This window comes from Rhodococcus sp. 5G237, from assembly GCF_053764735.1.
In genome coordinates this window covers 188372-215331 of record NZ_JBSNCD010000009.1, presented here as the reverse complement: position 1 = coordinate 215331, position 26960 = coordinate 188372, and the positions used below count along the sequence as shown (strand labels likewise).

Below are 26960 nucleotides of genomic sequence, written 5' to 3'. Positions count from 1 at the left end.
ACGAAGCCTCGACGCCGGGGTGTTCAGGAGAGGAACCACACGCGTGACGATCGACGAGACCACACCAGGCGACAACGGACGGAACTCGAAGGCATCACGACGCACCACCGATCGGTCCACGGCAGCCGCTCCGGCCCGTGCTCTGGTCGACAAGCTCCTCGCGGGTGAGCCCTACGCGCTCGCATTCGGTGGCCAGGGTGCCCCCTGGCTCACCTCGCTCGAGGAGCTCAGCCGCGACAACGGACTCGAACCGGTCCTCACCGACCTGGTCAACCGCGCCACCGCGCACCTCGCCCCGGTCGCGAGCGACCTCGTCGTGGTCCGCCCGACGGGCTTCGACCCCGTCGCGTGGATCCTCGAGGCCGAACTCGCCGACGAGGACGACGCGCCCGCCGGCCCCTCCGAAGCAGCTCTCACCTCTGCCGCCGTGTCGCTTCCCGGCGTCTTCCTCACCCAGGTCGCCGCGCTGCGCGCGCTCGCGAACCAGGGCCTCGACGTCGACTCCGTCGCGCCGAGCTCGGTCATCGGCCACTCGCAGGGCGTCCTCGCCGTCGAGTCCGTCGCCGCCGCCGGCCGCAAGGATGCCGAGATCCTCGCCATCGCTCAGCTCATCGGTGCCGCCGCGACCCTCGTCGGTCGCCGCCGCGGCCTGATCTCCGGCGCCGGCAAGTACCCGATGCTCGCCGTCGCCAACGTCGACCCCGAGCGCCTGCGCGCGATCGTCGCCGAGGTCTTCGAGGGCCAGGACCCCGAGCGCAGCGCCGTCGTCGCGATCCGCAACGCACGCCGTCGCGTCGTGCTGTCGGGCCCGCCCGCCGCTCTCGAGCGCGTGCAGCAGCGCTGCGAGCAGATCTCCGCCGCAGAGACCCGCGAGCGTGAGGCCAAGAAGCGCGGTGGCGCCGTGTTCTCCCCGACCTTCGAGCCCGTCGCGGCCGAGGTCGGCTTCCATCACCCCGCCTTCGCGGACGCCGTGGAGCAGGTCGCCGACTGGGCCGCCCGTTGCGAGCTCGACGCCGAGCTTGCGCGCAGCCTCGCGCAGGCCATCCTCGTCGCCCCGATCGACTGGGTCGAGCAGGTCGACTCCGCCGTCGCATCCGGCGCCTCGTGGATCCTCGACCTCGGTCCGGGTGAGCTCCTCACCCGCATGACCAGCTCGGGCCTGCGTGGTCAGGGTGTCGGCATCATCGCCGCCGCGACCCGCGGCGGTCAGCGCAACCTCCTCACCCCGGGCGCCGAGCCCGAGGTTCCGCGTGCCTGGTCGGAGTTCGCTCCGAAGCCGGTCGCGCTGCCCGACGGCCGCATCGCCGTCGAGACGGCCTTCACCCGCCTGACGGGCCGCTCGCCGATCCTGCTCGCGGGCATGACCCCCACGACCGTCGATCCGAAGATCGTCGCCGCCGCCGCGAACGCCGGCCACTGGGCCGAGCTCGCCGGTGGTGGCCAGGTCACCGAGCAGATCTTCGCCGACCACGTCGCCGAGCTCACCGAGCTGCTCGAGCCGGGTCGCGCCGTCCAGTTCAACTCGATGTTCCTGGACCCCTACCTGTGGAAGCTGCACGTCGGCGGCAAGCGTCTCGTGCCCAAGGCCCGCGCGGCCGGTGCGCCCTTCGACGGTGTCGTCGTCACCGCCGGTATCCCGGAGCTCGACGAGGCCGTGCAGATCATCTCCGACCTGCGTGAGGCCGGCATCGAGCACGTCGCCTTCAAGCCGGGCACGGTCGCGCAGATCCGTTCGGTGATCCGTATCGCCAACGAGGTTCCGGACTACCCGGTCATCGCCCACATCGAGGGCGGCCGCGCCGGTGGTCACCACTCGTGGGAGGACCTCGACGACCTGCTCCTCGACACCTACGCCGAGCTGCGCACGCGCCCGAACCTGGTGCTGTGCGTCGGCGGTGGCATCGGCACGCCGGAGAAGGCCGCCGAGTACCTGACCGGTCGCTGGTCGACCGTCTACGGCTTCCCGGCCATGCCGCTCGACGGCATCCTCGTCGGCACCGCCGCGATGGCGACTCTCGAGGCCACCACGGCTCCCGAGGTCAAGCAGCTGCTCGTCGATACCCCCGGCACCCCCGATTGGGTCGCCGCCGGCACCGCGACCGGCGGTATGGCCTCCGGCCGCAGCCAGCTCGGCGCCGACATCCACGAGATCGACAACGCCGCATCGCGCACGGGTCGACTCCTCGACGAGGTCGCCGGTGACGCCGACGCCGTGGCCGCACGCCGCGACGAGATCATCGAGGCCCTGAACGGAACGGCCAAGCCGTACTTCGGTGACCTCGACACCATGACCTACCTGCAGTGGCTCGAGCGTTACCTCGAGCTGGCCGTCGGCGCGGACAACGGTGCCGAGTTCGACTGCGGCACCGATCTGGCGGACGTCCTCGCCGAGGCGCACACCAGCCCGTGGCTGGACGTGTCGTGGCGTGAGCGTTTCCGCGACATGCTGCAGCGCGCCGAGGCCCGCCTGCACCCCGTCTGCCGGGGCCCGATCCCGACGCTGTTCGACGACGACGCGGTGCTCGAGCGCCCGTACGCCGCGATCAAGTCTCTGCTCGCGCAGTACCCCGACGCGGGCGACGTCGTGCTGCACCCCGCCGACGTGCCGTTCTTCGTGTCGCTGTGCCGCACGCCCGGCAAGCCCGTGAACTTCGTTCCGGTCGTCGACCAGGACGTGCGTCGCTGGTGGCGTTCGGATTCGCTGTGGCAGGCCCACGATCCGCGTTACTCCGCCGACCAGGTCTGCGTCATCCCCGGCACCGTCGCCGTCGCCGGCATCACCCGCGTCGACGAGCCGGTCGGTGAACTCCTCGACCGCTTCGAGAAGGCCACGGCCGACGAGCTCGTCGCCGAGGGAGCGGAGCCCGTCGAGCTTCCCGCGCGTCGCCACCGCGACATCGCGCCGGGTCTGCTCGACGCCGTGCTGTCCTCGTCCGACGTCTCGTGGGCGGGTCGCCAGACCCGCAACCCGATCCACCGTCTCGGTGATCTGGACGAGTGGACCGTCGAGTCGGAGACCGCTGCCTCGCACGCCCCGACGGGTGCGACCCTGACGATCCTCGACGACGAGCACGTCGGCCTGCGGGTTCCGCTGGTGCGCGACAAGGCCGTCGAGATCCGCCTGACCGTGCCCGCCTCGGTCGTCTCCGGTGGCGCGCCCGTCGTCACCGAGGCCGACGCCGACGCGTCGATGTCGGCTCTGCTCGGTGTCGCCGCCGGTCAGGAACTGCCCGAGGTCAAGAAGGGCGCTGCCCGTATCACTCTGGGCTGGCTCCCGGAGAAGATCGCCGACCACGCCGGTGTCACCGGTTCGGGTCTGCCCGCGACCCTGACGCCGAGCGGCAACGGTGTGCCCGACGTGCTCGTCGGTGCCTGCTGGCCGGCCGTCTTCGCCGCGCTCGGCGCCGCCCGCACCGAGACCGATCTCTCGGTCATCGAGGGCATGCTCGACCTGGTTCACCTGGACCACGCGATCGACGTCAAGAACGGTCTGCCCACCGATCCGGCCTTCCTGGGCGTCAAGGCCGAGGTCACCGGTGTTTCCGACACCGACCTGGGTCGCGTCGTCGAGGTCGACGTGGTCATCACCGCCGACAGCGGTGACGGCTCGGGCGACCGGGTGGTCGCCACCCTGGCCGAGCGGTTCGCGATCCGCGGCCGCACCGGCACCGCCGATCTCGCCGATCCGGTTCGCGCCGGTGGCGCTCTCACCGAGGCCGTCGCCGACACCCCGCGTCGCCGCCGCCGCGACGCCGTGATCGTCGCGCCGACCGACATGAGCGCCTTCGCGAAGGTCTCCGGCGACCACAACCCGATCCACACCTCCGACAATGCCGCGCTGCTCGCCGGTCTCGGAAGCCCGATCGTCCACGGCATGTGGCTGTCGGCCGCGGCCCAGCAGGTCGTCACCGCGATCGAGCAGGACGCGAAGCTGCCGGTCCGTCGCCTGACGGCGTGGACCACCCGCTTCCTGGGCATGGTCCGTCCGGGCGCGAAGATCGACGTGCGCGTCGACCGCATCGCCACCGACGGTGGAGCCGAGGTCGTCGAGGTCGGCTGCCGCGTCGACGGTGATCTGGTGATGGTCGCGACCGGCCGTATCGCCGCGCCGAAGACCGTCTACGCCTTCCCGGGCCAGGGCATCCAGCGTCCCGGCATGGGCCTCGACGCCCGTGCCCGCTCGAAGGCCGCCCGCGAGATCTGGGAGCGCGCCGACAAGCACACCCGCGAGGCGCTCGGCTTCTCGATCCTGGCCGTGGTCCGCGACAACCCGACGGTTCTCAAGGCTCGCGGTGTCACCCACAAGCACCCCGACGGCGTGCTGCACCTGACCCAGTTCACGCAGGTCGCGATGGCGACCCTCGGTGTCGCGCAGATCGCCGAGCTCAAGGAGGCGGGCGCGTTCGTCGACGACGCCTTCCTGGCCGGTCACTCGGTGGGTGAGTACAACGCGCTCGCCGCGGTCGCCGGTGTGCTGCCGCTCGAGGCCGTCCTCGAGGTGGTCTTCCAGCGCGGCTCCGCGATGCACGCCCTCGTGCCGCGCGACGAGCACGGCCGCTCGAACTACCGCATGGCCGCGATCCGGCCGTCGCAGTTCGGTGTGGACGATGCGGACCTGCAGGCCTTCGTCGCCGGTGTCGCCGAGGAGACCGGGGAATTCCTGGAGATCGTCAACCTCAACCTGCGCGGCTCGCAGTACGCGATCGCCGGTACGGTCGCCGGCCTCGAAGCCCTCGAGTCCGTGATCGAGCGCAAGGTCGCCGAGTTCGGTGGCAAGCGCGCGTTCATCCTGGTCCCGGGCATCGACGTGCCGTTCCACTCGACCGTGCTGCGCGGCGGTGTCGACGACTTCCGCGAGCGTCTGCTCGCCCTGCTGCCGCAGGAGATCGACCCGAACATCCTCATCGGCCGGTACATCCCGAACCTCGTGCCCAAGCCGTTCAACCTGGGCCGCGAGTTCATCCAGGAGATCGCCGACCTGGTGCCGTCGCAGCCGCTCGCCGACGTCCTCGCGGACTTCGACAGCTGGTCGGCCAAGCCGGTCGAGCTCACCCGCGTGGTGCTCGCCGAGCTGCTGGCCTGGCAGTTCGCGTCGCCGGTGCGCTGGATCGAGACGCAGGACCTGCTGTTCGCCGGCGAGGCCGACGGTGGTCTCGGTGTCGAGCGGTTCGTCGAGGTCGGCCTCGGTGGCGCGCCCACCGTCGCGAACCTCGCGTCGCAGACGCTGAAGCTGCCCGGTCGTTTCGGTCAGCCCGTCGAGGTGCTCAATATCGAGCGCGAGGCGTCGATCGTGTACTCGACCGACACCGATCCCGCTCCGGTCGAGGACGACGAGCCGGCCGCACCGGCCGCCGACGCCGCGCCTGCCGCTGCTGCGGCCCCGGCACCCGCCGCGGCTCCCGCTGCGCCGGCCGGTGGCCCGACCCCGGACGACATCGCGTTCAAGGCCGCCGACGCCACCAAGGTGCTCATCGCCCTGTGGACGAAGCTGCGCCCGGATCAGATCGGTCCCGCCGACACGATCGAGGCGCTGTGCGACGGCGTGTCCTCGCGCCGCAACCAGCTGCTCGTCGACCTCGGTTCCGAGCTTTCGCTCGGTGCGATCGACGGTGCCGCCGACGCCGACATGGGTGCCCTCGCCGGCACGGTCGACCGTCTCGCCCGCACCTACCGACCCTTCGGCCCGGTGCTGTCGGACTCGATCAACGATCATCTGCGCAAGGTGTTCGGTCCGTCGGGCAAGCGTCCCGCCTACGTCGCCGACCGCGTCACCAAGGTGTGGGGTCTGGGCGAGGGCTGGGCGTCGCACGTCACCGCCGAAGCTGCTCTCGGTAGCCGCGACGGTTCGTCCGTCCGCGGCGGTGACCTGGGCGGCCTGAGCGACGGTGCCCTCGCGGATGCTGCTTCGGTCGACAAGCTGATCGACGCCGCCGTGCAGTCGGTGGCCTCGCGTCGCGGAATCGCCGTGTCGATGCCGTCCGCCGGGGGCGGCGGGGGAGCGACGGTCGACGCCGCTGCCCTCGGCGAGTTCGCCGAGCAGATCACCGGTCGCGACGGGGTTCTCGCCAGTGCCGCCCGTCTCGTGCTCGAGCAGCTCGGCCACACCGAGCAGGTCTCGGGCCTGGCCGACAAGGCCGACGACGAACTCGTCGACCTGGTCTCCGCCGAGCTCGGCTCCGACTGGCCGCGTCTGGTCGCTCCGGCATTCGACGAGCGCAAGGCCGTCCTGATCGACGATCGCTGGGCCACCGCCCGCGAGGACCTGGCGCGCGTCTGGCTCGGGGAGCAGCTCGAGGTCGAGCGCTTCACCGGTGCAGGGCGGACCGTGGCTGCGCACGCCGAGTTCTGGGGCCGCAAGGCCACCGAGGCCGGTCGTACGGAACTCGCGCAGACCTACGCCGCGATCGCCGAGACCGCCGTCGTCACCGAGGGTGCCGAGTACGCGGACGAGGTCGCCGTGGTCACCGGCGCCAGCAAGGGCGGTATCGGCGCAGCCGTCGCCGCGAAGCTGCTCGCCGGCGGCGCGACGGTCGTCGTCACCACGTCCTCGCTGAACGACAGCCGCCTGGGCTTCTACAAGGAGCTGTACGCACGCAACGCTCGCGCCGGTGCGGCCCTGTGGGTGGTTCCCGCGAACATGGCGTCCTACAGCGACGTCGACGCCCTGATCGAGTGGATCGGCACCGAGACCGTCGAGGTCGCCGGTGGCGCGAAGAAGCTGATCAAGGACGCGCTCACCCCGACGCTGCTCTTCCCGTTCGCCGCGCCGCGCGTGGCGGGTTCGCTCGCCGACGCCGGTGCGCGCGCCGAGATGGAGATGCGGGTGCTGTTGTGGTCGGTCGAGCGACTGATCGCCGGACTGTCGAAGATCGGGTACGACCGCGACGTCGACACCCACCTGCACGTGGTGCTGCCCGGTTCGCCGAACCGCGGCAAGTTCGGTGGCGACGGTGCCTACGGTGAGGCCAAGGCCGCACTCGACGCGATCATCAACCGGTGGAGCGCCGAGCGCACCTGGGCCGAGCGCGTCACCCTCGCCCACGCCCTCATCGGCTGGGTGCGCGGCACGGGCCTGATGGGCGGCAACGACCCGCTGGTCGAGGCTGTCGAGGCCGCCGGTGTCCGCACCTGGTCGACCGACGAGATGGCCGGCGAGCTGCTGAAGCTGGTCGGACCGGAGGCCACGCGTCTCGCTGCCGAGGCTCCGCTCGTCGCGGACCTGACCGGTGGGCTGTCCGAGGTGGACGTCGACCTGCCGGCGCTCGCGAAGCAGGCGCAGGAGGCGGCCGACGCCGTCGAGGAGGACGAGGACGACACCGCGACCATCGCGGCGCTGCCCGAGCCTCCGCGTGCCGAGGAGCTGCCGACCCCCGAGTGGGGCACGGTCACCGCCGACCTCGCCGACACGGTCGTCATCGTCGGTGCCGGTGAGCTCGGCCCCTACGGCTCCGCTCGCACCCGCTTCGAGATGGAGGTCGACGAGGAACTGTCGGCCGCCGGTGTGCTCGAGCTGGCGTGGGTCACGGGCCTGATCGGCTGGGAGAACGATCCCAAGCCGGGCTTCTACGACACCGAGACCGGTGAGCTGGTGCCCGAGGCGGAGATCGCCGACCGCTACCACGACGCGGTGGTCGAGCGCTGCGGCATCCGCCGCTACGGCGACGACGGTGCGATGATCGACAACACGGCTCCGCTGCTGACCTCGGTCTTCCTCGACAAGGACCTGTCCTTCGTCGTCGGTTCCGAGGCCGAAGCCCGCGCGTTCGTCGACTCCGATCCGGAGAACACGGTTGCGTCGGTCGACGCCGAGTCGGGCGACTGGACGGTCACCCGCAAGGCCGGCACCGAGATCCGCGTGCCGCGCAAGGCGAAGCTGACCCGCACGGTCGGCGGCCAGATCCCGACCGGCTTCGACGTCACCAAGTGGGGCATCCCCGCCGACATGGCGGACTCGGTGGACCGGGTGGGTCTGTGGAACATCGTCACCACGGTCGACGCCTTCCTCACCGGTGGCTTCACCCCGTCCGAGCTGCTCCGCTGGGTGCACCCGTCGATGGTCGCCAACACGCAGGGCACCGGCATGGGTGGCATGTCCTCGATGCGGTCGCTGTACATCGACACGCTGCTCGGCGAGTCGCGGGCGAACGACATCCTGCAGGAGGCTCTGCCGAACGTCATCGCCGCGCACGTCGTCCAGTCGTACGTCGGTGGCTACGGCGCGATGGTGCACCCGGTCGCGGCGTGCGCTACGGCTGCGGTCTCCGTCGAGGAGGGCGTGGACAAGATCAAGCTCGGCAAGGCCGACCTGGTCGTCGCCGGTGGCTTCGACGATCTCGGTATCGAGGGCATCGTCGGCTTCGGTGACATGTCCGCGACCGCCAAGTCGGAGGACATGCAGGCCAAGGGCATCAGCGATCGTCGCTTCTCCCGCGCCAACGACCGTCGTCGCGGTGGATTCGTCGAGTCGGCCGGTGGCGGCACCGTCCTGCTCGCCCGCGGCGATGTCGCGCTCGAGATGGGCCTGCCGGTGCTCGGTGTGGTCGCCTGGGCCGGATCGTTCGCCGACGGTGTGCACACCTCGATCCCGGCGCCCGGCATCGGTGCGCTCGGTGCGGGTCGCGGTGGACGCGAGTCGGGTCTGGCGAAGGAACTGCGCAAGCTCGGTCTCACGGCCGACGACATCGCGGTGATCTCCAAGCACGACACCTCGACCGCCGCGAACGACCCGAACGAGGCCGAGCTGCACGAGCGTCTGGCCGGTGCGCTGGGCCGCAGCGAGGGCAACCCGATGTTCGTGGTCTCGCAGAAGTCGCTGACCGGTCACGCCAAGGGCGGCGCCGCCGCCTTCCAGCTGATCGGCCTGTGCCAGGTCCTCGCGCAGGGTGTGGTTCCGCCGAACCGCAGCCTCGACTGTGTCGACGAGAAGATGGCGGAGTTCGAGCACCTCGTGTGGCCGCGCACGCCGATCCGGTTCGGCGAGCAGCTCCCGCTCAAGGCGGGTCTGCTCACGAGCCTCGGCTTCGGGCACGTGTCGGGTCTGATCGCGGTGGTCCATCCGCAGGCGTTCGTCGAGGCGATCCCGGCCGAGCGCCGGGAGGCCTACCTGGCGAAGGCTGCCGAGCGCACCGTCGCCGGCAAGCGTCGCCTGGTGGACGCGATGACCGGTGGAGCGTCGCTCTACCAGCGGCCTGCGGATCGTCGTCTCGGTGACGATCACGTGCCGGCTTCGGCCACGCGTCAGCTCGAGGCGGACATGCTGCTCTCGCCGGAGGCCCGCCTCGGTGAGGACGACGTGTACCGCTCCGGTCTGCCCGGCTGCAAGTAGGCACGGGTCTCGGGATGGGAGTTGCGGGTGTCGGGTTCGACCTCGTGTCGGTGCCGGAGTTCGCGGAACAGCTGAGTCGGACGGGAACGACGATGCTGGCGAACTTCACACCGGGTGAGCGTCGCGACGCGAACACCCGCAGCTCCGATCCCGCCCGTCACTTCGCCGCCCGGTGGGCGGCGAAGGAGGCGGTGATCAAGGCGTGGTCGGCGTCGCTGTTCGGCAGCCCACCGGTGCTACCGGAGACGATCCATCAGCAGATCGAAGTGGTCTCGGACGCGTGGGGTCGCCCGAGCATCCGGCTGCACCGGCAGGTCGCCGAGAAGCTGACCGGCGTCCGGATCCATGTGTCGTTGACCCACGACGGTGACATGGCCGGCGCGTTCGTCGTCCTCGACGAGGTCGACGGCCGACGTACGTAGATGTGGGGAATCAGGCCGAGGGAGCGCGAGCTTCCTCGGCCTGATCCGTTTCGGTGTCCCGCCGGTCGGCCTGTTCGCGTACGGATCCCTCGCGTTCCTCACGGCGTTGGCGTCGCTTGGCCTGAGCGCGTGAGTCCTGTTCGGCGATCTGCAGATAGGCGACCATGATGCGCTTGAGTTCGACGACGGCGTCGGCATGGGTCTGGTCGTCCTGCACCGAGAAGTTGAGCATCGAGTACACGATGTGGACGAGCACCTCGGCCATGAGCTTGCGGCGCGGTCGCGGGGTGTCCGGGGTGAGCGGTGCCAGCATCCGCGCGACCTGCTCGGCGAACTCGCGTTCGTGGATGGCGCCGGTGGCCCGGGTGGACGGGGTGGACTGCATCGCGAGCCACACCTCGCGGCGGGACGGATCGGTGGTCCACAGTCCGGCGAGGTGGTCGACGAAGCTGTTGAGGAAGCGCAACCAGTCGACGGACGGGATCTTGCCGTTGAACTGGGCGAGCTCGCTCTGGACGCCGACGAGGTCCTGCCGGTTGAGCTCGCACACGATCACGTACTTGTTGGCAAAGAACTGGTAGAGGGTGCCGATGGGGACGTCTGCGCGGGATGCGACCTCCTCACAGGTGAACGACTCGAAGCCGACTTCGGTGAGCAGTTCACGCGAGGCGGCCAACAGGGCGTCGAACTTGCGGCGGCTCCGCTCCTGGGTGGGCCGCCGACGCGGCACGAGCTCCTGGGGCTCGGCCTGAACCTCGAGCGCCGGATCGATCCGGCGCGGGGCGCGGCGGCCGTTCGTTGCTGACTCCACGCGCCCAGGCTAGCCGGACGTCCGTGCTTTCCCGAATACTTGATGTGAGTCAGAGTGTCACAAACCGGGCAGCCACAGGTCACCGCGCGGTTCGATGCCGGAACAGTGCGGTGGCGGCGACCAGGCCGATCGCGGTGAACGCCGCGCACCACCCGACCGCGACGATCGCGGACGACCCGATCCCGGTGCCGGTGAGCAGCCCCCGGACGGTCTCGATCACCGGGGTGACCGGCTGATGCTCGGCGAAACCGCGCAGCCATCCGGGCATCGTCTCGGGCGGGACGAACGCGCTGCTCACGTAGGGGAGGAAGAGCAGGAAGAAGGTGAACCCGCTCGCGGCCTCCTCGTTGCCTGCGAGCATCCCCAGTGCGGCCGAGACGGCGGAGATCGCGAGGACGAACAACGCGATGACGCCCACGGCGGCCACCCATTCGACGAGACCGGCGTCGGGCCGGAATCCCATGAGCGCGGCCACCACGAACACCACGACGGTACTGGCGAGATTGCGGACCAGGCTCGCGACGACGTGCCCGGTGAGCACGGCCGAACGGGCGATGGGCATGGACCTGAACCGGTCGACGATGCCGCGGTGCATGTCGGAGGCGACCGCGACGGCCGTCTGCGCCGCCCCGAAGGACGCCGACAGCAGCACGATGCCGGGCACGACGTAGTTCGGATAGTCGGTGCCGGTGTCGATCGCGCCGCCGAAGACGTAGACGAACAGCACGAGCAGCAGGACCGGCAACGCGAGTCCCATGAGCAGCGCGTCGGGGCTGCGGAGCATCCGTCGCAGGTTCCTGCCGGTCACGACGGCGTGGTCGCGCGCGGCGAAGCGGAGCGGGGTGGGGTGCGCGAGGAGTGTCATCGGACGACCTTCGTTTCGTCGGTGGAGCCGGTGAGGGTGAGGAAGACGTCGTCGAGGGTGGGGGAGTGCAGCCCGAGCTTCTCGACGGGCACCGCTTCGGCGGCGAGGCGCTCGAGCAGGGCGGCGACGTGGGGTAGGTCGCCGTCGGTATGGACCTGCAGTGTCAGTGCGGCCCGGTCGATCTCGCCGTCGAGGACCGACGCGGCGTGGGCGAGGTCGGCGCCGGTGGCGAAGCGCAGTTCGAGGTAGCCGCCGCGCACGAGCGACTTGAGTTCGTCGGGTGTGCCCTCGGCGACGATCCGGCCGCCGTCGAGGACGGCGATGCGGTCGGCGAGCCGGTCGGCCTCCTCGAGGTACTGGGTGGTCAGGAAGATCGTGACGCCGTCGTCGGCGAGTTCGCGGATCGCCTCCCACATCACCAGGCGGCTGCGCGGGTCGAGGCCGGTCGTGGGTTCGTCGAGGAACAGTACCTGCGGGGATGCGACGAGGCTCATGGCGATGTCGAGGCGTCGCATCGTGCCACCCGAGTACGTGCCGGCGCGACGGTCGGCGACGTGCCCGAGATCGAAGCGTTCGATCAGGTCGCGGACGCGGCCGGGAATCGCGGCCGACGGCAGGTGCGCGAGGCGCGCAGCGAGACGGAGGTTCTCCGTGCCGGTGAGGACGTCGTCGATCGCGGCGTACTGGCCGGTGAGCGCGATGTTCTCGCGCGCGGCGTGGGCGCGGGCAGGCAGGGGCAGGCCGACCACCGTGACGGTGCCTGCGTCGGGGCGCAGCAGGGTGGTCAGGACGCGGACGGTGGTGGACTTGCCGGCGCCGTTCGCGCCGAGTAGTGCGAAGACGGATCCGGGCTCGACCCGGAGGTCGACACCGTCGAGAACGGTGGTCGGGCCGAACGACTTGCGTAGACCCCGGACGTCGATGGCAGGAACGGGACGAGACATGACATCTCCCTAACTGTGTATGACATATACCAATGTGTATAGCGTACACAGTTTTAGGATGGCGGCAAGACCCGAATTCTGGAGGAGCATGAGCAGTCCCGAGCCCGGCGATCCGCTGCCGCAGAGTGTGCAGCTGGCATGGGGTTTGAGCGACAGTGGCACCCGCGGTCCGCGACGGGGGCTCACCCTCGAGCAGGTCCTCGACGCGGCGATCGAGGTGGCGGGCGCCGAAGGGCTCGACGCGCTCTCGATGAGCCGGGTCGCCAAGCATCTGGGTTTCACCACCATGTCGCTGTACCGCTACGTGAGCAACAAGGACCAGCTCGTCGAACTCGCGTGGGACCGCGCGATCGGACCGCCTCCCGAACTACCGGCCGTAGGCGAGTGGCGGGAACGGCTCGACGCGTGGGCGATGGCCGAGTACCGGAGTCTGCGCGCGCACAAGTGGTTGACGCAGTACCCGATCCGCACGGCGCCGTACTATCCCAACAACCTGCTCTGGCTCGACGCCGGACTCGACGCGCTGTCCGCCACGCCGCTCGACGAACCTGCGAAAGTGCAAGTGGTGACCATGATCTCGCTCTACGCCATCGGTCGCGCACGCTTCTCGTGGGAGCTCGGAAGCGATGCTGCGGACGACCCGACCGACGCCCCGGCGATGCTGCGGCGCATCCTCGACCCGGGGAAGTACCCCTCGGTGCTGGCGGCGGTCGAGGGCGGCGCGTTCGACCCCGACGAGAGTGACGCCGACGACGAGGCAGTATGGCACGAACAGGACTTCCGTTTCGGTCTCGAACGACTGCTGGACGGAATCGACGTACTCATCCGACGTGCGGAGGACGGATCATGACAGCGACAGACACCGACGCGACACAGCGCATCCGGGAACGGATCCGGGAGGCGATGCCCGCCGCGCGCGACGACCTCGCGCAGCTCGTCGCGATCCGCTCCGTCGCGGATCCGCGCCAGTTCCCGGTGGAGGAATGCGTCGGTGCGGCGAACTGGGTGCGGGATGCCTTCGCCGAGGCGGGGATCGAGAACGTCGAGACGGTCGAGACCGCCGACGGCTCGCTCGCGGTGCTGGGCCACGCACCCGCACCCGAGGGCGCCCCGACGGTTCTGCTCTACAGCCACTACGACGTTCAGCCGCCCGGCGACGAATCGCTCTGGCACAGCGAACCGTTCACGCTCACCGAGCGGGACGGCCGCTGGTACGGCCGCGGCGCCGCGGATTGCAAGGGCAACGTCGTCATGCACCTGCTCGCGCTGCGGGCCCTGCGCGCGGACGGCCCGCTGCCCGTCGGTGTCCGCATCGTCATCGAGGGCTCGGAGGAGATGGGCGGCGCCGGCCTCGACCACCTCGTCGCCGAACGACCTGAACTGTTCGACGCCGATCTCATCGTCATCGGCGACAGCGGCAACGCCGAGGTCGGCCGTCCCACCCTCACCACGACGCTGCGCGGCATCGCGAACGTCGACGTCCACATCGAGACGCTGAGGGGCGAAATCCACTCCGGGATGTACGGGGGAGCGGCACCCGACGCGCTGGCCGCGCTGATCCATCTGCTCGGCACCTTGCGCGACGAGCACGGCAACACCGTCGTCGACGGACTGGACTGCACCGCGACCTGGGACGGCGTGCCCTATCCCGAAGACCGTTTCCGCACCGACGCGGGCGTGCTCGACGGTGTCTCGCTGCCCACCTCCGGCACCGTCGCCGACGCGGTGTGGGCGCGACCGGCACTGACCGTCCTCGGGATCGACGCCCCGCCCGTGGTCGGATCGGCCGCGGCGGTCGTGCCGCGTGCGTCCGCGCGCCTGAACCTGCGCGTGCCGCCCGGCATCGACGCCCGCACCGCCCAGGACGCGCTCGTCGCCCATCTCGAGGCCCACGTGCCGTGGGGAGCGCATCTGCGCATCGACCGCGACGTCCTCGGCGAACCCTTCCGGGCGGCCACGGACGGTCCCGGTTACGCCGCGCTGCGCACCGCGCTCGAGACCGCCTACGGCCGGGAGGTCGGGACCGCCGGGCAGGGCGGCTCGATCCCGCTGTGCACCGCGCTGCAACGCGCCGTGCCGCGGGCCGAGATCGCCCTGATCGGCGTCGAGGAACCGCGCTGCGTCATCCACGCGCCGAACGAGAGCGTCGATCCCTCCGAGATCGAGAATCTCGCCGTGGCCGAGGCGTTGCTGCTGACCTCGCTGGCGCCGCGGTAACGCCGCCGGCCGGGCTGCCGGGCGTCAGACGGACAGGTCGCGGCGCAGCTTCGCCACGTGCCCGGTCGCGCGGACGTTGTACTGCGCGACCTCGATCTTCCCGTCCTCGTCGACGAGGAAGGTCGAGCGGATGACGCCGGTGACGGTCTTGCCGTACATCTTCTTCTCGCCGAAGGCGCCCCACGCCTGGAGGGTGGTCTTCTCGGGATCCGACAGCAGCGGGAACGTCAGCTCTTCGGCGTCGCGGAACTTCGCGAGCTTGGCCGGCTTGTCGGGCGAGACGCCGATCACCTCGAGGCCCGCTTCGTTCAGTTCGGCGAGACTGTCGCGGAAGTCGCACGCCTGCTTCGTGCATCCCGGGGTGCTCGCGGCGGGGTAGAAGTACACGATGACCTTGCGTCCGCGATAGTCCGACAGTGACACCTCGTTGCCGTCGGCATCGGGAAGGGTGAAATCGGGTGCGGGATCACCGGGGGCGAGTCTGCTGTTCTCGGTCATGAAGGCGACAGTAGTGGACCGTGCAGCCATTCCCGGTGCGCGTCCATTACCGTGGTCGCAGCACACTGCAGCGACCTTCTGGAGGACACGTGGCTAGGGACACCGAGGACATCGAGCGGGAGATCGAGAAAGCCCGCAATCAGCTCGCGAGCACACTCGACGAACTGAGCGTCCGCGCCAACCCGAAGAATCTGGTGGCGAGCACGAAGCAGACCCTCATCGCGAAGGTGAACCAGCCGCAGGTGAAGAAGTACGCAGCGATCGCGGCCGGCACGGTGGTCGGATTGCTGGTGCTGCGCAGGATCCTGCGCTGACCCATCCGCTCCACCGCGTGACAGGAGGGCACCCACGTCGACTCGGCGTGGGTGTTCCTCGTTCCGGGGACGGAGCCGCCGCGAGAGCGTCGTCGGCCGTGAACGACGAAGGCCGGACACCGTTTCCGGTGTCCGGCCTTCGTGTTGTGCGCCATCAGGGACTCGAACCCCGAACCCGCTGATTAAGAGTCAGCTGCTCTGCCAATTGAGCTAATGGCGCGTGGCGATGTGTCTCCCGGTCGCCGTCCGGGCGACGTGGAGGACGGTGTCACCGCCAGAACGAAGGCCGGACACTGGGTGTCCGGCCTTCGTGTTGTGCGCCATCAGGGACTCGAACCCCGAACCCGCTGATTAAGAGTCAGCTGCTCTGCCAATTGAGCTAATGGCGCTTGACGATCTGTTCCCGGGATGCCGTCCCAGCAACGAAGAGAACATTACACACCGTCGCGCGACGCGCCAAATCGCCTGGTCAGGATGTTTTCTGTAAGGTCGTCGATGTAACGGATCGGACGGTCGGAGCGATTGTCATTCGAACGTTACCGACGTACGGGGGAGTCGCGTCGGGTCGGCCGCAGGAGGGGCTGGCATCATCGTGTCCGGTGTTGTGACATGCGTTTTCGGTGCCTTGGGGGAGGCGGGATCGGAGTATGGAAGTGGCGGAATCGAGTGCGGGGAACCCCCGGGGTCGTCGAGTACGGGGAATCCTCGGAGTGGTCGTCGTCGGCGTTGTTGCGTTCGTCACGGGATGCGCCGGCGGTTCGGGAACGGGCGCCGAGGAGGTGCCCATCGATTCCAATCCCGTGGCCGCGCTGATCAAGCCGACGGTGTCGTCGAGTGTCGCCGACGGCTCGGTCGGCTTCTCACCGATTGATCCGGTGACGGTCTCGGTGGTCAATGGCAAGCTCGACTCGGTGACCCTGCTCAATCCCGCAGGCGAGCCGGTGCAGGGCGAACTCGCCGCGGACGGACTCACCTGGGTGAACACCGAACCGCTCGGCTACAACCGCTCCTACACGCTCGAGACCGTCGCGTACGGGCTCGGTGGCGCGACCACCTCGACGGCGTCGTTCACCACGTCGTCCCCGGCCAACCTCACCCAGCCCTACGTGCTGCCCGGTGAGGGTTCGATCGTGGGCATCGGTCAGCCGATCGCCGTGCAGTTCGACGAGAACATCCCGGATCGGCTCGCGGCCGAGGCGGCCATCACCGTCACCACGAACCCGCCCGTCGAGGGCGCCTTCTACTGGGTCAACAACCGCGAGGTGCGGTGGCGCCCGGAGAACTACTGGGTGCCCGGCACCGCCATCACCGTCGACGTGAACGTCTACGGCAAGGATCTCGGCGACGGCCTCTTCGGTCAGTCCGACGTCCACTCGTCCTTCACCATCGGCGACGCGGTGGTCATCACAGCGGACGACGCGACCAAGCAGGTCACCGTCACCCGCAACGGCGTCGACGTCATCACGATGCCGACCTCCTTCGGCAAGGACTCCACGCCCACGCCCAACGGCGTCTACATCATCGGCGACCGGTTCGAGTCCATGATCATGGATTCGTCCACCTACGGTGTGCCTTCCGACTCGGCGCAGGGTTACCGCACGCCGGTCGAGTGGGCGACGCGGATGTCCTACAGCGGCATCTTCTTCCACTCCGCGCCGTGGTCGCTCGGCGACCAGGGTGTGCGCAACGTCAGCCACGGCTGCCTGAACCTCAGCCCCGCCAACGCCAAGTGGATCTTCGACAACACCAAGCGCGGCGACATCGTCGTGGTCCGCAACACCGTGGGCGGTACTCTCCCCGGAACGGACGGACTCGGTGACTGGAACATCCCGTGGTCGACGTGGAAGGCCGGCAACGCTGCGGCGTGACGGGTGAAGGGGGATCGATGACCGTTCGGGGGAGATGGTTGCGCGCTGCCTGCTGCGGTGCCGTACTGCTCGCAGCCCTGACACCGACGGGGGCCGCGGCCTCGCCGGTCGCGTCGTCGACCGCACCCGCACCGGGTTCGGTGGTCTCGCAACAGCCGCTGCCCGACGAACTGTCGGTGCCCGGTGCCGCGACGGCCACCAAGCTCGAATACTCCACCGAGTGGCGGTCGGGTGAGCCGACCGTCGCCACGGGCGCGTTGTTCCTGCCCGAGGGCGACGCCCCCGAGGGTGGCTGGCCCGTCATCGCATGGGCACACGGCACGACCGGCGTGGGCGACGACTGCGCACTCACGACCCGCACGCCGCGTTCCGATCTCGAGCGGACCTATCTGCAGCACTGGCTCGATTCCGGGTACGCGGTGGTCTCCGCCGACTTCCCGGGTCTGGGCTCCGAGGGGCTCCACCGCTATCTCGACGGCCCCAGCGCTGCGAACAGCATCGTCGACATCGTCCGGGCCGCCCGCGACAGCGGGGCGCCGCTGTCGGAGCGCTGGATCGTGATGGGGCAGTCGCAGGGAGGGCACGCGGCGCTGCACACCGCCGCGATCGCGACCTCCCGCGCTCCCGAACTCGACTTCCGCGGAACGGTCGCCACAGGCGCCCCGGCGAACCTCGAGCGGGCCTTCACGATCGGTGTCCCGGGCTTCCCCGATCCGGGCCTGTGGGGCCTGGTCAGCTTCAGCGGGTATATCTTCGCCGGGCTGCGCGACGCCTACCCCGAGGCCGACGTCGAGGGCTACCTGACCCCGATCGGCCGTGAGGTCGTCGATCGGGCCGAAGAGCTCTGCTACGACGATCTCGAGGAATCGGTGCGCGACATCCCGGTCGGGGAGCTGCTCGCGCGCCCGCTGGCCGAGGGCCCGATGCCGGCGCTGCTGGCCGACTATCTCGCCGCGCCGACGGACGGCTACGACCGGCCGGTCTTCCTCGCGCACGGCATCCACGACGTGATGGTCCCGTTGCCGCTGTCCGCGGCGCTCGCCGCCGAGATGAAGGCCGCAGGGGCGGACGTCGACTACCGCGTCTACATGGCCGGGCACTACACGACGGTGGAGCGCTCCCGGGTCGACGTCGACGCCTTCGTGACGCGCTCGTTCGAATAGGCCGGCCTCGCGCCCCGAACCGGGCCTTGCGCGCGCTGCATCGGCGGCGAACCCCGGTTCGGCGCGCGAGGAGCCGCTGTGCGTGAGGAACCGCCGTGCGTGAGGATTCTCCGGGAACGAGAAAACCCCCGATCGGAAATCCGATCGGGGGTTCTCTTCGGGGTGAGTGACGGGACTCGAACCCGCGACAGCCAGGATCACAACCTGGTGCTCTACCAACTGAACTACACTCACCATCGCATTCGCCGGCAACCTCTCGGTCGCTTGCGCCTGCGGTACAGATACTAGCCTGACGAAGACGAAAAAGACGAATCGGCTGGTCAGGCCGGTCCCAGGTCCTTCACGACGGCCGCGAGGTCGGCGGGAGTGGGGCCGGGAGGCGCCACGAAGGCCGTGCGCCGGTAGTAGCGCAGTTCGCGGATCGACTCCTTGATGTCCGCGAGCGCCCGGTGCGACAGCCCCTTCTCCGGCTGACCGAAGTAGATGCGCGGATACCAGCGCCGGCACAGCTCCTTGATCGAGCTGACGTCCACCATGCGGTAGTGCAGGTAGTTGTCGAGCTCGGGCATGTCGCGGGTGATGAACGCGCGGTCGGTCGCGATGGAGTTGCCGGCCAGCGGCGCCGTGCCCGCCTCGGTGACGTGCTCGCGGATGTACGCGAGGACCTGTTTCTCTGCTTCGGCGAGGCTCACCGTCGAGCGGCGCACCTCTTCGGTGAGGCCGGACCGCTCGTGCATCTGCTGCACGACCTCCGGCATGTCGGCGAGGGCGTCGTCATCGGCGTGGATCACGATGTCCACGCCCTCGCCGAGCACGTTGAGATCACTGTCGGTGACCAGAGCCGCGATCTCGATCAGTTTGTCGCTGCCGAGACGCAGCCCTGTCATCTCACAGTCGATCCATACGAGTTTGTCCTGCACGACAGACAGACTATCCACCGACGCCGCACCCACGAGGCGCGGCGTCGACGGTCCGGGACGAAATGTGCACCGTCACGCCTTCACGGCGACGGTGCGCGGCGCGGCCGGGCGGGCGGGACGACGTGCCGCCGGAGTGTGCTGCCGCTCGAGGGTTCGGCCCTCCGAGGTCACGTCCGGGGCGGTGAACCGCCCCTCCGGGGTCACTTCCGGGACGGTGAACCGCCCCTCGGCGGTCACTTCCGGGGCGGTGAAGTCGTGGCTCAGGAAGGACTCGGGGGAGTCGTCGACGATCTCCATCCACGGTGCCGGCAACGGCGGAGCGACGGTGCCGGTCAGCGTCGAGGCATAGCTGTTGTTGCGGTAGCCCATGATGTCGCGCTTCTTGTCCTGCTTCCACTGCTTGAACACCTCGCCCTGGCGTTCGACGTGGAACTCGGGGTAGTCGGTGCGGTCGACGAGATCGCGAATGTAGGCGGCCTGGAAGTCGATGTCCTCCACCGGCGACGACAGCTTCTCCTCGCGAGCCCGCCAATGATCGATGTCCTGCTCGCGGGCGTCGAAGTCGGGCAGGGCGACGCGGCCGAGCATGAAGTCGCGTGCGTACCAGGCCTGCGCGTCGAACATGTTGAACGTGAAGTACTGGTCCTGCGCGCCGAGGTACATCAGCTTCGGGTTGCGCTGGAAGAAGATGCCCTTGTAGATGTCGCGCGGGTAGAGCCGGTTGCCGGTGCGCAGTGCGAGTTCGTCGGGCAGGAACGGGTAGTGGTGCTTGTACCCCGTGCACAGCACGATGGCGTCGACCTCGCGGGTGCTGCCGTCACGGAAGTGGGCGACCTTGCCGTCGACGTGGGTGAGCAACGGCACCTCGGAGAACTGCTCGGGCCAGTCGTGACCCATCGGTGCGCTGCGGTAGCTGAAGGTGACCTGTTCGGCGCCGTACTTGATGCACTGCGTTCCGATGTCCTCGGCCGAGTAGCTGCTGCCGACGAGCAGCAGTCGCTTGCCGGCGAACTCGCGGGCGTCGCGGAAGTCGTGGGCGTGCAGCACGCGTCCCGGGAACCGGTCGAGGCCGTCGAAGTGGGGAACGTGCGGGGTGGAGAAGTGTCCGGTGGCGACGACGACGTAGTCGAACTCGTCGGATTCCAGCGCGCCCCGGTCGTGGTTCATCACCGTCACGGTGAACTTCTGTGTCTCGTCGGACCACTCGACCCACCGCACAGCGGTGTTGAACCGGATGTACTTGCGCACGTCGCTCTTCTCGACGCGACCCATGATGTAGTCGAGCAGGACGGCCCGCGGCGGGTACGACGGGATGGGACGTCCGAAATGCTCCTCGAAGGAGTAGTCGGCGAACTCGAGGCATTCCTTCGGGCCGTTGGACCACAGGTAGCGGTACATGCTCCCGTGGACGGGCTCACCGTTCTCGTCGAGTCCCGTACGCCAGGTGTAGTTCCACATTCCTCCCCAGTCGGACTGCTTCTCGTAACAGACGATGTCGGGGATCTGCTCCAGACCGGCCTTTCGGGCTGCTTCGAAAGCGCGCAGCTGCGCGAGTCCACTGGGACCTGCTCCGAGAATGGCGATCTTGGGCGTCAATGTGTTTCTCCTGTGTTCGTCGAATATGTCGCGTAGTTCGTTGCTAGCACACGTCGTTGTTTTTGCGAACGATCCTCGCGTCGTCGACGACGAGGATTCTCTCGGAGAAATCGCAGGTCAGCACGGTTCGCGAAGCGGCAAACCTCGTCGCCGCTGTTGTGATCGGAATCACTGTAATGCGACAATTCTGGCGCCCGATAGAAATGGTCCTTCCGTGGGTTCGACGGCCCGGTACCGTCGCGGTGGGCGAGGTCGAGGCCGGAGGGGGCGAGCATGACCGACAAGCCGGAGAACACTGCCGCGACCATCGCGGCCGGGTACGAGGTGATCGGCGAGGCGCTGGAACTGGGCGCCGTCGTGCTCGACGGCGTCGCCGATCCCGAGGCGCCGGTGCGTATCCCGCTCGCCACACTCGATCGTCACGTGCTGGTCGCCGGTGCGACCGGCACGGGCAAGACCAAGACGCTGCAGGTCATGGCGGAACAGCTGTCGGCGGCGGGGGTTCCGGTGGTGATGGCCGACATGAAGTCCGACCTGTCGGGTCTGTCGGCCGCCGGTGAGCCGGACGATGCGGTGATCACCCGTGCGGCCGACACCGGCGACGAGGACTGGACGCCCACAGGACATCCCGTGGCCTTCTACTCGCTCGGCACCGACGGGGTCGGTATCCCCGTCCGCGTCACCGTCACCTCGTTCGGGCCGCTCCTGCTCTCGAAGGTCCTGGGGCTCAACGCTACTCAGGAATCCACTCTCGGGCTGATCTTCCACTGGGCCGACCGCAACGGCCTGCCGCTGCTCGATCTCGCCGACCTGCGGCAGGTGATCCGGCACCTGGCGAGCGACGAAGGGCGCGGCGCACTCGACGACCTCGGCGCCGTGCCGCCGGCGACCGCGGGGGTCATCCTCCGTGCGGTCGTCGACCTCGAGAACGCGGGCGGAGACGGATTCTTCGGCGAACCCGAACTGGAGGTCGAGGACCTGCTGCGGGTGATCGACGGTCAGGGCACGATCAACCTGTTCGAGTTCGGCGACGAGGCCACCCGCCCCGCCCTGTTCTCGACGTTCCTGATGTGGTTGCTCGCCGACCTGTTCCAGTCGCTTCCGGAGGTCGGCGACGTCGACACGCCGCGGCTCGTGTTCTTCTTCGACGAGGCGCATCTGCTCTTCACCGATGCGTCGAAGGCGTTCCTGCAGCAGATCGAACAGACCGTGAAACTCATCCGGTCCAAGGGCGTCGGCGTGGTCTTCTGCACGCGGTCGCCCACCGATATCCCCCGGAGTGTGCTGTCGCAGGTCGGAGCGCGGATCCAGCACGCGCTGCGCGCCTTCACGCCCGAGGACGAGGCCGCGCTCGCGGAGGTCGTGCGCACCTTCCCGAAGACCGACGCCTACGACCTCGCCGACGCTCTGACCGGCCTGGGGACCGGTGAGGCGATCGTGACGGTCCTGTCCGAGCTGGGCGCGCCCACGCCCGTCGCCTGGACGCGCCTGCGACCGCCGCATTCGCTGATGGGCACGGTGGGGGAGAGCGCGATGCGTGCGTCGGCGCAGGCGAACCCCCTCTACGGGAAGTACGGCCGCACCATCGATCGTGAATCGGCCTACGAGAAGCTCACCGCGTCGGTGGTCGGGGCGACCGACGTCGAACCCGTCCCGGACGTGCCGCTGCAGGCGTCGGACGATGCCGGGGTGTCGGTCGTGGAGCAGGTGCTCGGCAGTGCGGCGGTGCGCAGTTTCATCCGGTCGGCGGCGTCCGCGGCCGGTCGGGAGATCGGCCGGAGCCTCTTCGGCACGGGACGCCGCCGACGGCGGTGAAGGACTGCTTCAGCAGGCGGTGGCCCGTCAGTTGCCGCCGAGCTTCTTGTAGAAGGCGCCGGCGATCGGGGCCGAGATCGACCGCGGCGAGAACTGACCGGCGGCCGACATGGCCTTGCTGATCACGCCGGGCACGATGCGCATCCGGTTCGCGGCGAGCGCGTCGAGCGAGACCTTCGCGGTGTGCTCGCTCGAGATCCACAGGAAGTCCGGAACCAGCTTGTCGACGATCGACGCCTCGGCCGGGTCGGGTTCCTCGGTGCGGACCGGGCCGGGGGCGAGCAGCGTGACATGCACGCCGGTGCCCTTGAGTTCGCCGCGCAGCGACTCGGAGAAGGTGTTGACGAACGCCTTCGTCGCGGCGTAGGTGGCGTTGTTCGGGATCGGCATGTTGCCGGCGGCCGAACCCACCATGAGGATGGCGCCGGAGTTCCGCTCGACCATCTGCGGCAGCACCGCGAGGGTGAGGTCGTGCACGGCGACGGCGTTGAGCTCGACCTGTGCCCGCTCGTAGGCCGCGTCGAGTTCGGCGACCGCACCGAAGGTGGCGATACCGGCGTTGTTGCACAGGATGCTGATGCGCCGACGTCCGAGTTCGTCGACGAGCGGTGTCCGTGCGTCGCGGTCGGACAGATCGCACGCGCGCACCTCGACGGTCACGCCGTGCTTCGCGCGCAGGGTCTCGGCGAGGGCCTCCATCACCTCTCCGCGACGGGCGACCAGGATCAGTGAGTGGCCGCGGGCGGCGAGTTCGGTTGCGAGGGCCTCGCCGATGCCGGAGGACGCTCCGGTGACGACGGCACGGGCATCGGGATGGGGATTCGGCAGAGTCACAGTGGGTCAGCGTAGCGGCAGGCACAGGAGCGGCGACCGGGCCCGCCTTCCGGTCGTGCGGCCGAGTCGTTCGGTGCCACGCGACGGAGTCGTTCGGTGCCACGGCAGCTCCGGAAGCCTAGGCTCCGGGGCATGAATGCGTTCACGGACACGGCGAGCGGGGCCGGGGAGGCCGCGACACGTCGTCAGGTCGTCTCGTGGGGTCTGTGGGACTGGGGTTCCGCGGCGTTCAACGCCGTGATCCTGACGTTCGTGTTCTCCGTCTATCTCACCGACGCGGTCGGCGACGACCTGCCGGGCGGGATCTCGGCGAGCACCTGGCTCGGATGGTCGCTCGGTATCGCCGGGTTCGTCATCGCTGTGACCGCGCCGGTGTCGGGTCAGCGGTACGACGCCGCCGGGCGGCGGAAGTGGTCGCTGGGCATCCTCACCGCGGTCACCGTCGCGGCGATGGCGGCGATGTACTTCGTGCGCGACGACTACCACTATCTGTGGCTCGGTCTGGTCCTGCTCGGTGTGGCGTCCGTGATGGCCGAGCTCGCGCAGGTGCCCTACAACTCGATGTTGCGTCAGGTGTCGACGCCGGACGACATCGGACGGGTGTCGGGTTTCGGTTGGGCGATGGGCTATTTCGGTGGCATCGTGCTCCTGCTGCTGTGCTACACCGGGTTCATCGCCGGCGACGGCGACACCCGCGGTTTCCTCGGGGTGCCCACCGAGGACGGCACCAACATCCGGCTCGTCGCGCTGTTCGCGGCCGTGTGGTTCGCGGTGTTCGCCGTGCCCGTGCTCCTCGCCGTCCCGGAGAAACCGGTCGCGCGTGGCGACGTCGCCCGCCGCGCCGGTTTGGTCGAGTCCTATCGCGTGCTGTGGCGCGACCTGACGGAGTTGTGGCGGGCGGATCGTCGCACCATCTGGTACCTCGGGGCGTCGGCGTTGTTCCGGGACGGCCTCGCCGGTGTCTTCACCTTCGGCGCGGTCCTCGCCGTCACGGTCTACGGGATCGGAGCGGGCGACGTGCTCATTTTCGGTGTCGCCGCGAACGTCGTATCCGCAGTGGGTGCACTGGTGGCCGGACGCGTCGACGACCGGGTCGGACCCAAGGTGGTGATCGTGGGCTCGCTGGTCGCCATGATCGCGACGGGCATCGTCCTGCTCGTGGTCTCGGGCCCGACGATGTTCTGGATCTTCGGTCTGGTGCTGTGCCTGTTCGTCGGTCCCGCCCAGTCGTCGGCGCGCACCTTCCTGGCGCGACTCACTCCACCGGGCCGGGAAGGGCAGATGTTCGGTCTCTACGCGACGACGGGTCGCGCGGTGTCGTTCCTGGCACCGACGCTGTTCGGGTTCTTCGCGTGGTGGTTCGGCACCGACCGGGCAGGCATCGTGGGATTGCTGATCGTGCTCGGCGCGGGCTTGGTGGCGTTGCTCGCCGTGCGGGCTCCCGAGACGTCCGAGACGGTGTGAACCCGCTCAGTCGGTGATCGTGGCCAGCACCTGGTCGGCGGCGTTGCGGTGCCCGGCCGCGTTCGGATGCAGCGGGATCGATCCGGCGGTCGGCTGCAGGCCGGCCATCCACCGGGTCTCCGGGTCGGCGCACGCGTCGTGGTCGCGGCTCGACTCACGCAGGTCGACGTAGTCCGCCTCCGCGGCCTCGGCCTGTTCACGCATGACGGTGTTCAACCGGTCGATCTTCGCCTGCAGATAGGTCGCGTCCTCGGGCCACATCCGCTGTTCGGGGAAGCATCCGCCGTCGCGGATCCCGGTGGGGTAGCCGACGAGCACGATGCGTGCCTCCGGGGAGCGCCGGCGGATCTCGTCGATCACCGTGGTGTAGACGGGCGCGAAGGCGTCGATGGCGGCGTCGACACGGTCGGCGCCGTCCGGTGCGTTCGTGATCGCGCACGACGTGCCGTCGGGCGGTGCCGAGAGATTGACGCACCCCAACGCCAGTTGGACGAGACCGATGTCGTTGCCGCCGATACCGACGGTGACGAGTTCGGTGTCGGGGCGCAGCGCGTCGTACTGCGGTGGCACCGTCGCGCCACGGAAGGTGGTCTGCGGCATCGCGAAGTCGAGGGAGGTGGCGGCACCGCACGACGCGTCGACGAAGTCCTCGATACCGAGATCGGTCGCGACGAGGGTGGGGTAGTTGCTCGCCGACCGCCCGCACGGATCACCTTCGGTCTGCGGCGGGATGCCGGGCCCGGAGGTGAACGAGTCTCCCAGGGCGACGTACGACGCGTAGTCCGCAGCCGGGGGTATGTCCTGCGTGTCGGCGCAGGCGACCGTGCCCACGGTCGTGAACGCGATTGCGGCGCAGGCGATGACACCCGACCGTCGGAGGAGTCTCGGCATCGTCACAGTGGACCTCGCAATCGGGTGAGCAGATGTTCTCGAGGCTACAGGTGTGCCGGTGACCGGGACGGGCGCCGAACGCGGCCGCTCGGGTCAGGCCTTGAAGTAGACGATCTGGTGCGAGGTCGCGAGGAGAACGCCGTCGCGTCCCCACAGTTGTGCGCTCTGGTCGAAGAAGCCCTGTTCGAAACGATTCGCGCGTGCGGTCGCGAGTACGGGGTTGTCGGATTGCGCGGCAACGGTCTCCGGGTCCGCGTGGAAGTAGACGGTCATCGAGACCGTGCCGGCCGGCAGCGCCCGACCCAGACGAAGGAAGGCGCGGGGGTAGAAGATGTCGCACATCGCGGTGAGCGAGGCGAAGTCGAGAGGGCGCGGCGGGACGTCGCGGACCCACAGCGTCGACGTGGAGTCGGCGACCTCCGTGCTGCCCTCCTCGGGAACGACTCCCGCGGTGTACCGCATCTCGTAGTTGCGTGCCCACGCGATGAAGTCGGGCAGCGGTGTCGGCTCGAGCGAGTCGGGTGCAGGGGCGGCCGGCGCCTGCAGTTCGGTCGACGACCAGGTGGGGCGACGGAGACCGAAGACGGCCGTCGCGGTGGTGGCGACCTCGCCGTCCTGCGACAGTTCGATCGACCAGTGCTGGGTGGTCCGGTTCGTGCGCACCGGTCGCACCGCGATGTCGAACGGTCCGTCGGCGATGGGACCGGCGTAGTTGATCGTCAGGGACAGCGGCATGCCGAGGACGTCCGGGTGTCGTTCGACCGCTCGGAGGAGAGTCGCGGCGGTGATGCCACCGAACGGACCGACCATGTTCGCGTAGGCGGGGTGCGTGTGCCCTTCGGTGCGATCGTCCCGGACCTCGAACAGGTCGACGGCAGCGTCGAAGACATGAGTGGTCACCGAGACGTCGGTCATGGCAGGGTCTCCTCGAAAATGGTGTCGCCCAGCGTCGGATCTGTACGACTACATACATAGAATATGGGTGACAACCACCACTGCCGGAGGAACGGGTG

General features: G+C 69.3%; 18 protein-coding genes and 3 tRNA genes. 9 read left to right on the top strand and 12 right to left on the bottom strand.

The genetic code is table 11. The annotated features are described in order from the left end of the window. Positions 1-43: 43 nt before the first annotated feature. Both ACWPOC_RS21400 and acpS read left to right on the top strand, forming a co-directional pair. Positions 44-9325 (top strand): fatty acid synthase subunit beta domain-containing protein, encoded by a 9282-nt coding sequence (locus tag ACWPOC_RS21400; protein WP_455409293.1) that lies wholly within the window; start codon positions 44-46, stop codon positions 9323-9325. Between the two features lie 14 nt (positions 9326-9339). Beyond that, positions 9340-9747 carry a holo-ACP synthase AcpS gene (gene acpS / locus ACWPOC_RS21395; protein ID WP_019288997.1) on the top strand — a complete coding sequence of 136 codons (408 nt, stop codon included), beginning with the start codon at positions 9340-9342 and terminating at the stop codon, positions 9745-9747. 10 nt (positions 9748-9757) lie between these two features. Here acpS and ACWPOC_RS21390 read toward each other — a convergent pair whose 3' ends face one another. The 3 genes from ACWPOC_RS21390 to ACWPOC_RS21380 all read right to left on the bottom strand — a co-directional run bounded on the left by ACWPOC_RS21390 (position 9758) and on the right by ACWPOC_RS21380 (position 12367). Next, complete coding sequence (locus tag ACWPOC_RS21390) at positions 9758-10558, bottom strand: TetR family transcriptional regulator (RefSeq protein ID WP_120282144.1); 801 nt, start codon at positions 10556-10558, stop codon at positions 9758-9760. A 79-nt stretch (positions 10559-10637) separates the two neighbouring features. Continuing rightward, the gene (locus ACWPOC_RS21385) at positions 10638-11423 is read right to left on the bottom strand and encodes an ABC transporter permease (protein WP_120282145.1); all 786 of its coding nucleotides are present in this window, start codon (positions 11421-11423) and stop codon (positions 10638-10640) included. Continuing rightward, the gene (locus ACWPOC_RS21380) at positions 11420-12367 is read right to left on the bottom strand and encodes an ABC transporter ATP-binding protein (protein WP_455409292.1); all 948 of its coding nucleotides are present in this window, start codon (positions 12365-12367) and stop codon (positions 11420-11422) included. The genes ACWPOC_RS21385 and ACWPOC_RS21380 overlap by 4 nt, the downstream gene beginning before the upstream one ends. An 88-nt stretch (positions 12368-12455) precedes the next feature. On the opposite strand from ACWPOC_RS21380, the gene ACWPOC_RS21375 reads away from it, so the two are divergent. Both ACWPOC_RS21375 and ACWPOC_RS21370 read left to right on the top strand, forming a co-directional pair. Next, the gene (locus ACWPOC_RS21375) at positions 12456-13217 is read left to right on the top strand and encodes a TetR/AcrR family transcriptional regulator (RefSeq protein WP_120282146.1); all 762 of its coding nucleotides are present in this window, start codon (positions 12456-12458) and stop codon (positions 13215-13217) included. Next, positions 13214-14584 carry a M20/M25/M40 family metallo-hydrolase gene (locus ACWPOC_RS21370; RefSeq protein WP_455409291.1) on the top strand — a complete coding sequence of 457 codons (1371 nt, stop codon included), beginning with the start codon at positions 13214-13216 and terminating at the stop codon, positions 14582-14584. Before ACWPOC_RS21375 ends, ACWPOC_RS21370 begins: the two co-directional genes overlap by 4 nt. A gap of 24 nt (positions 14585-14608) precedes the next feature. On the opposite strand, the gene bcp is transcribed toward ACWPOC_RS21370, so the two are convergent. Further along, positions 14609-15082 (bottom strand): thioredoxin-dependent thiol peroxidase, encoded by a 474-nt coding sequence (bcp, locus tag ACWPOC_RS21365; RefSeq protein ID WP_159418674.1) that lies wholly within the window; start codon positions 15080-15082, stop codon positions 14609-14611. 89 nt (positions 15083-15171) lie between these two features. Between bcp and ACWPOC_RS21360 the strand changes: the two genes are divergently transcribed. Continuing rightward, positions 15172-15396 (top strand): DUF3618 domain-containing protein, encoded by a 225-nt coding sequence (locus tag ACWPOC_RS21360; protein ID WP_060651180.1) that lies wholly within the window; start codon positions 15172-15174, stop codon positions 15394-15396. A 147-nt stretch (positions 15397-15543) separates the two neighbouring features. Here the strand turns inward: ACWPOC_RS21360 and ACWPOC_RS21355 are convergent. Both ACWPOC_RS21355 and ACWPOC_RS21350 read right to left on the bottom strand, forming a co-directional pair. Further along, positions 15544-15616 (bottom strand) — tRNA-Lys (locus tag ACWPOC_RS21355). 96 nt (positions 15617-15712) lie between these two features. Next, positions 15713-15785 (bottom strand) — tRNA-Lys (locus ACWPOC_RS21350). Positions 15786-16043: 258 nt separating this feature from the next. Between ACWPOC_RS21350 and ACWPOC_RS21345 the strand changes: the two genes are divergently transcribed. Both ACWPOC_RS21345 and ACWPOC_RS21340 read left to right on the top strand, forming a co-directional pair. Further along, the gene (locus ACWPOC_RS21345; protein ID WP_192378747.1) at positions 16044-17264 is read left to right on the top strand and encodes a L,D-transpeptidase; all 1221 of its coding nucleotides are present in this window, start codon (positions 16044-16046) and stop codon (positions 17262-17264) included. A 17-nt stretch (positions 17265-17281) separates the two neighbouring features. Continuing rightward, positions 17282-18427 (top strand): lipase family protein, encoded by a 1146-nt coding sequence (locus tag ACWPOC_RS21340; protein ID WP_120284146.1) that lies wholly within the window; start codon positions 17282-17284, stop codon positions 18425-18427. A gap of 161 nt (positions 18428-18588) precedes the next feature. Here ACWPOC_RS21340 and ACWPOC_RS21335 read toward each other — a convergent pair. From ACWPOC_RS21335 to ACWPOC_RS21325, 3 genes are all read right to left on the bottom strand, one after another. Next, positions 18589-18661 (bottom strand) — tRNA-His (locus tag ACWPOC_RS21335). An 86-nt stretch (positions 18662-18747) separates the two neighbouring features. After that, complete coding sequence (orn, locus tag ACWPOC_RS21330; RefSeq protein ID WP_024100533.1) at positions 18748-19347, bottom strand: oligoribonuclease; 600 nt, start codon at positions 19345-19347, stop codon at positions 18748-18750. Between the two features lie 72 nt (positions 19348-19419). Beyond that, entirely contained in the window at positions 19420-20943 is a 1524-nt protein-coding gene (locus ACWPOC_RS21325; RefSeq protein WP_455409290.1) for a flavin-containing monooxygenase, read from the bottom strand. A 273-nt stretch (positions 20944-21216) separates the two neighbouring features. Between ACWPOC_RS21325 and ACWPOC_RS21320 the strand changes: the two genes are divergently transcribed. Next, positions 21217-22758, top strand: a complete 1542-nt coding sequence (locus ACWPOC_RS21320; protein WP_455409289.1) for a helicase HerA-like domain-containing protein — start codon at positions 21217-21219, stop codon at positions 22756-22758. 27 nt (positions 22759-22785) lie between these two features. Here ACWPOC_RS21320 and cmrA read toward each other — a convergent pair whose 3' ends face one another. Then, the gene (cmrA, locus tag ACWPOC_RS21315) at positions 22786-23592 is read right to left on the bottom strand and encodes a mycolate reductase (RefSeq protein WP_120282151.1); all 807 of its coding nucleotides are present in this window, start codon (positions 23590-23592) and stop codon (positions 22786-22788) included. Positions 23593-23724: 132 nt separating this feature from the next. Here cmrA and ACWPOC_RS21310 point away from each other — a divergent pair, with 132 nt between their 5' ends. Further along, on the top strand, positions 23725-25056 hold the full coding sequence (locus ACWPOC_RS21310) for an MFS transporter (protein WP_455409288.1): 1332 nt from the start codon (positions 23725-23727) through the stop codon (positions 25054-25056). Between the two features lie 6 nt (positions 25057-25062). On the opposite strand, the gene ACWPOC_RS21305 is transcribed toward ACWPOC_RS21310, so the two are convergent. Further along, the gene (locus ACWPOC_RS21305; protein WP_455409287.1) at positions 25063-25953 is read right to left on the bottom strand and encodes an SGNH/GDSL hydrolase family protein; all 891 of its coding nucleotides are present in this window, start codon (positions 25951-25953) and stop codon (positions 25063-25065) included. 87 nt (positions 25954-26040) lie between these two features. Further along, entirely contained in the window at positions 26041-26862 is an 822-nt protein-coding gene (locus tag ACWPOC_RS21300) for an acyl-CoA thioesterase (RefSeq protein ID WP_455409286.1), read from the bottom strand. Positions 26863-26960 lie beyond the last annotated feature (98 nt).

Coding starts and splice junctions, on each gene's coding strand:
- ACWPOC_RS21380 (WP_455409292.1), bottom strand. CDS start 12,367: ATGTCTCGTCCCGTTCCTGCCATCGACGTCCGGGGTCTACGCAAGTCG.
- bcp (WP_159418674.1), bottom strand. CDS start 15,082: ATGACCGAGAACAGCAGACTCGCCCCCGGTGATCCCGCACCCGATTTC.
- ACWPOC_RS21345 (WP_192378747.1), top strand. CDS start 16,044: ATGGAAGTGGCGGAATCGAGTGCGGGGAACCCCCGGGGTCGTCGAGTA.
- ACWPOC_RS21320 (WP_455409289.1), top strand. CDS start 21,217: ATGACCGACAAGCCGGAGAACACTGCCGCGACCATCGCGGCCGGGTAC.
- ACWPOC_RS21310 (WP_455409288.1), top strand. CDS start 23,725: ATGAATGCGTTCACGGACACGGCGAGCGGGGCCGGGGAGGCCGCGACA.
- ACWPOC_RS21375 (WP_120282146.1), top strand. CDS start 12,456: ATGAGCAGTCCCGAGCCCGGCGATCCGCTGCCGCAGAGTGTGCAGCTG.
- ACWPOC_RS21370 (WP_455409291.1), top strand. CDS start 13,214: ATGACAGCGACAGACACCGACGCGACACAGCGCATCCGGGAACGGATC.
- ACWPOC_RS21300 (WP_455409286.1), bottom strand. CDS start 26,862: ATGACCGACGTCTCGGTGACCACTCATGTCTTCGACGCTGCCGTCGAC.
- ACWPOC_RS21385 (WP_120282145.1), bottom strand. CDS start 11,423: ATGACACTCCTCGCGCACCCCACCCCGCTCCGCTTCGCCGCGCGCGAC.
- acpS (WP_019288997.1), top strand. CDS start 9,340: ATGGGAGTTGCGGGTGTCGGGTTCGACCTCGTGTCGGTGCCGGAGTTC.
- ACWPOC_RS21340 (WP_120284146.1), top strand. CDS start 17,282: ATGACCGTTCGGGGGAGATGGTTGCGCGCTGCCTGCTGCGGTGCCGTA.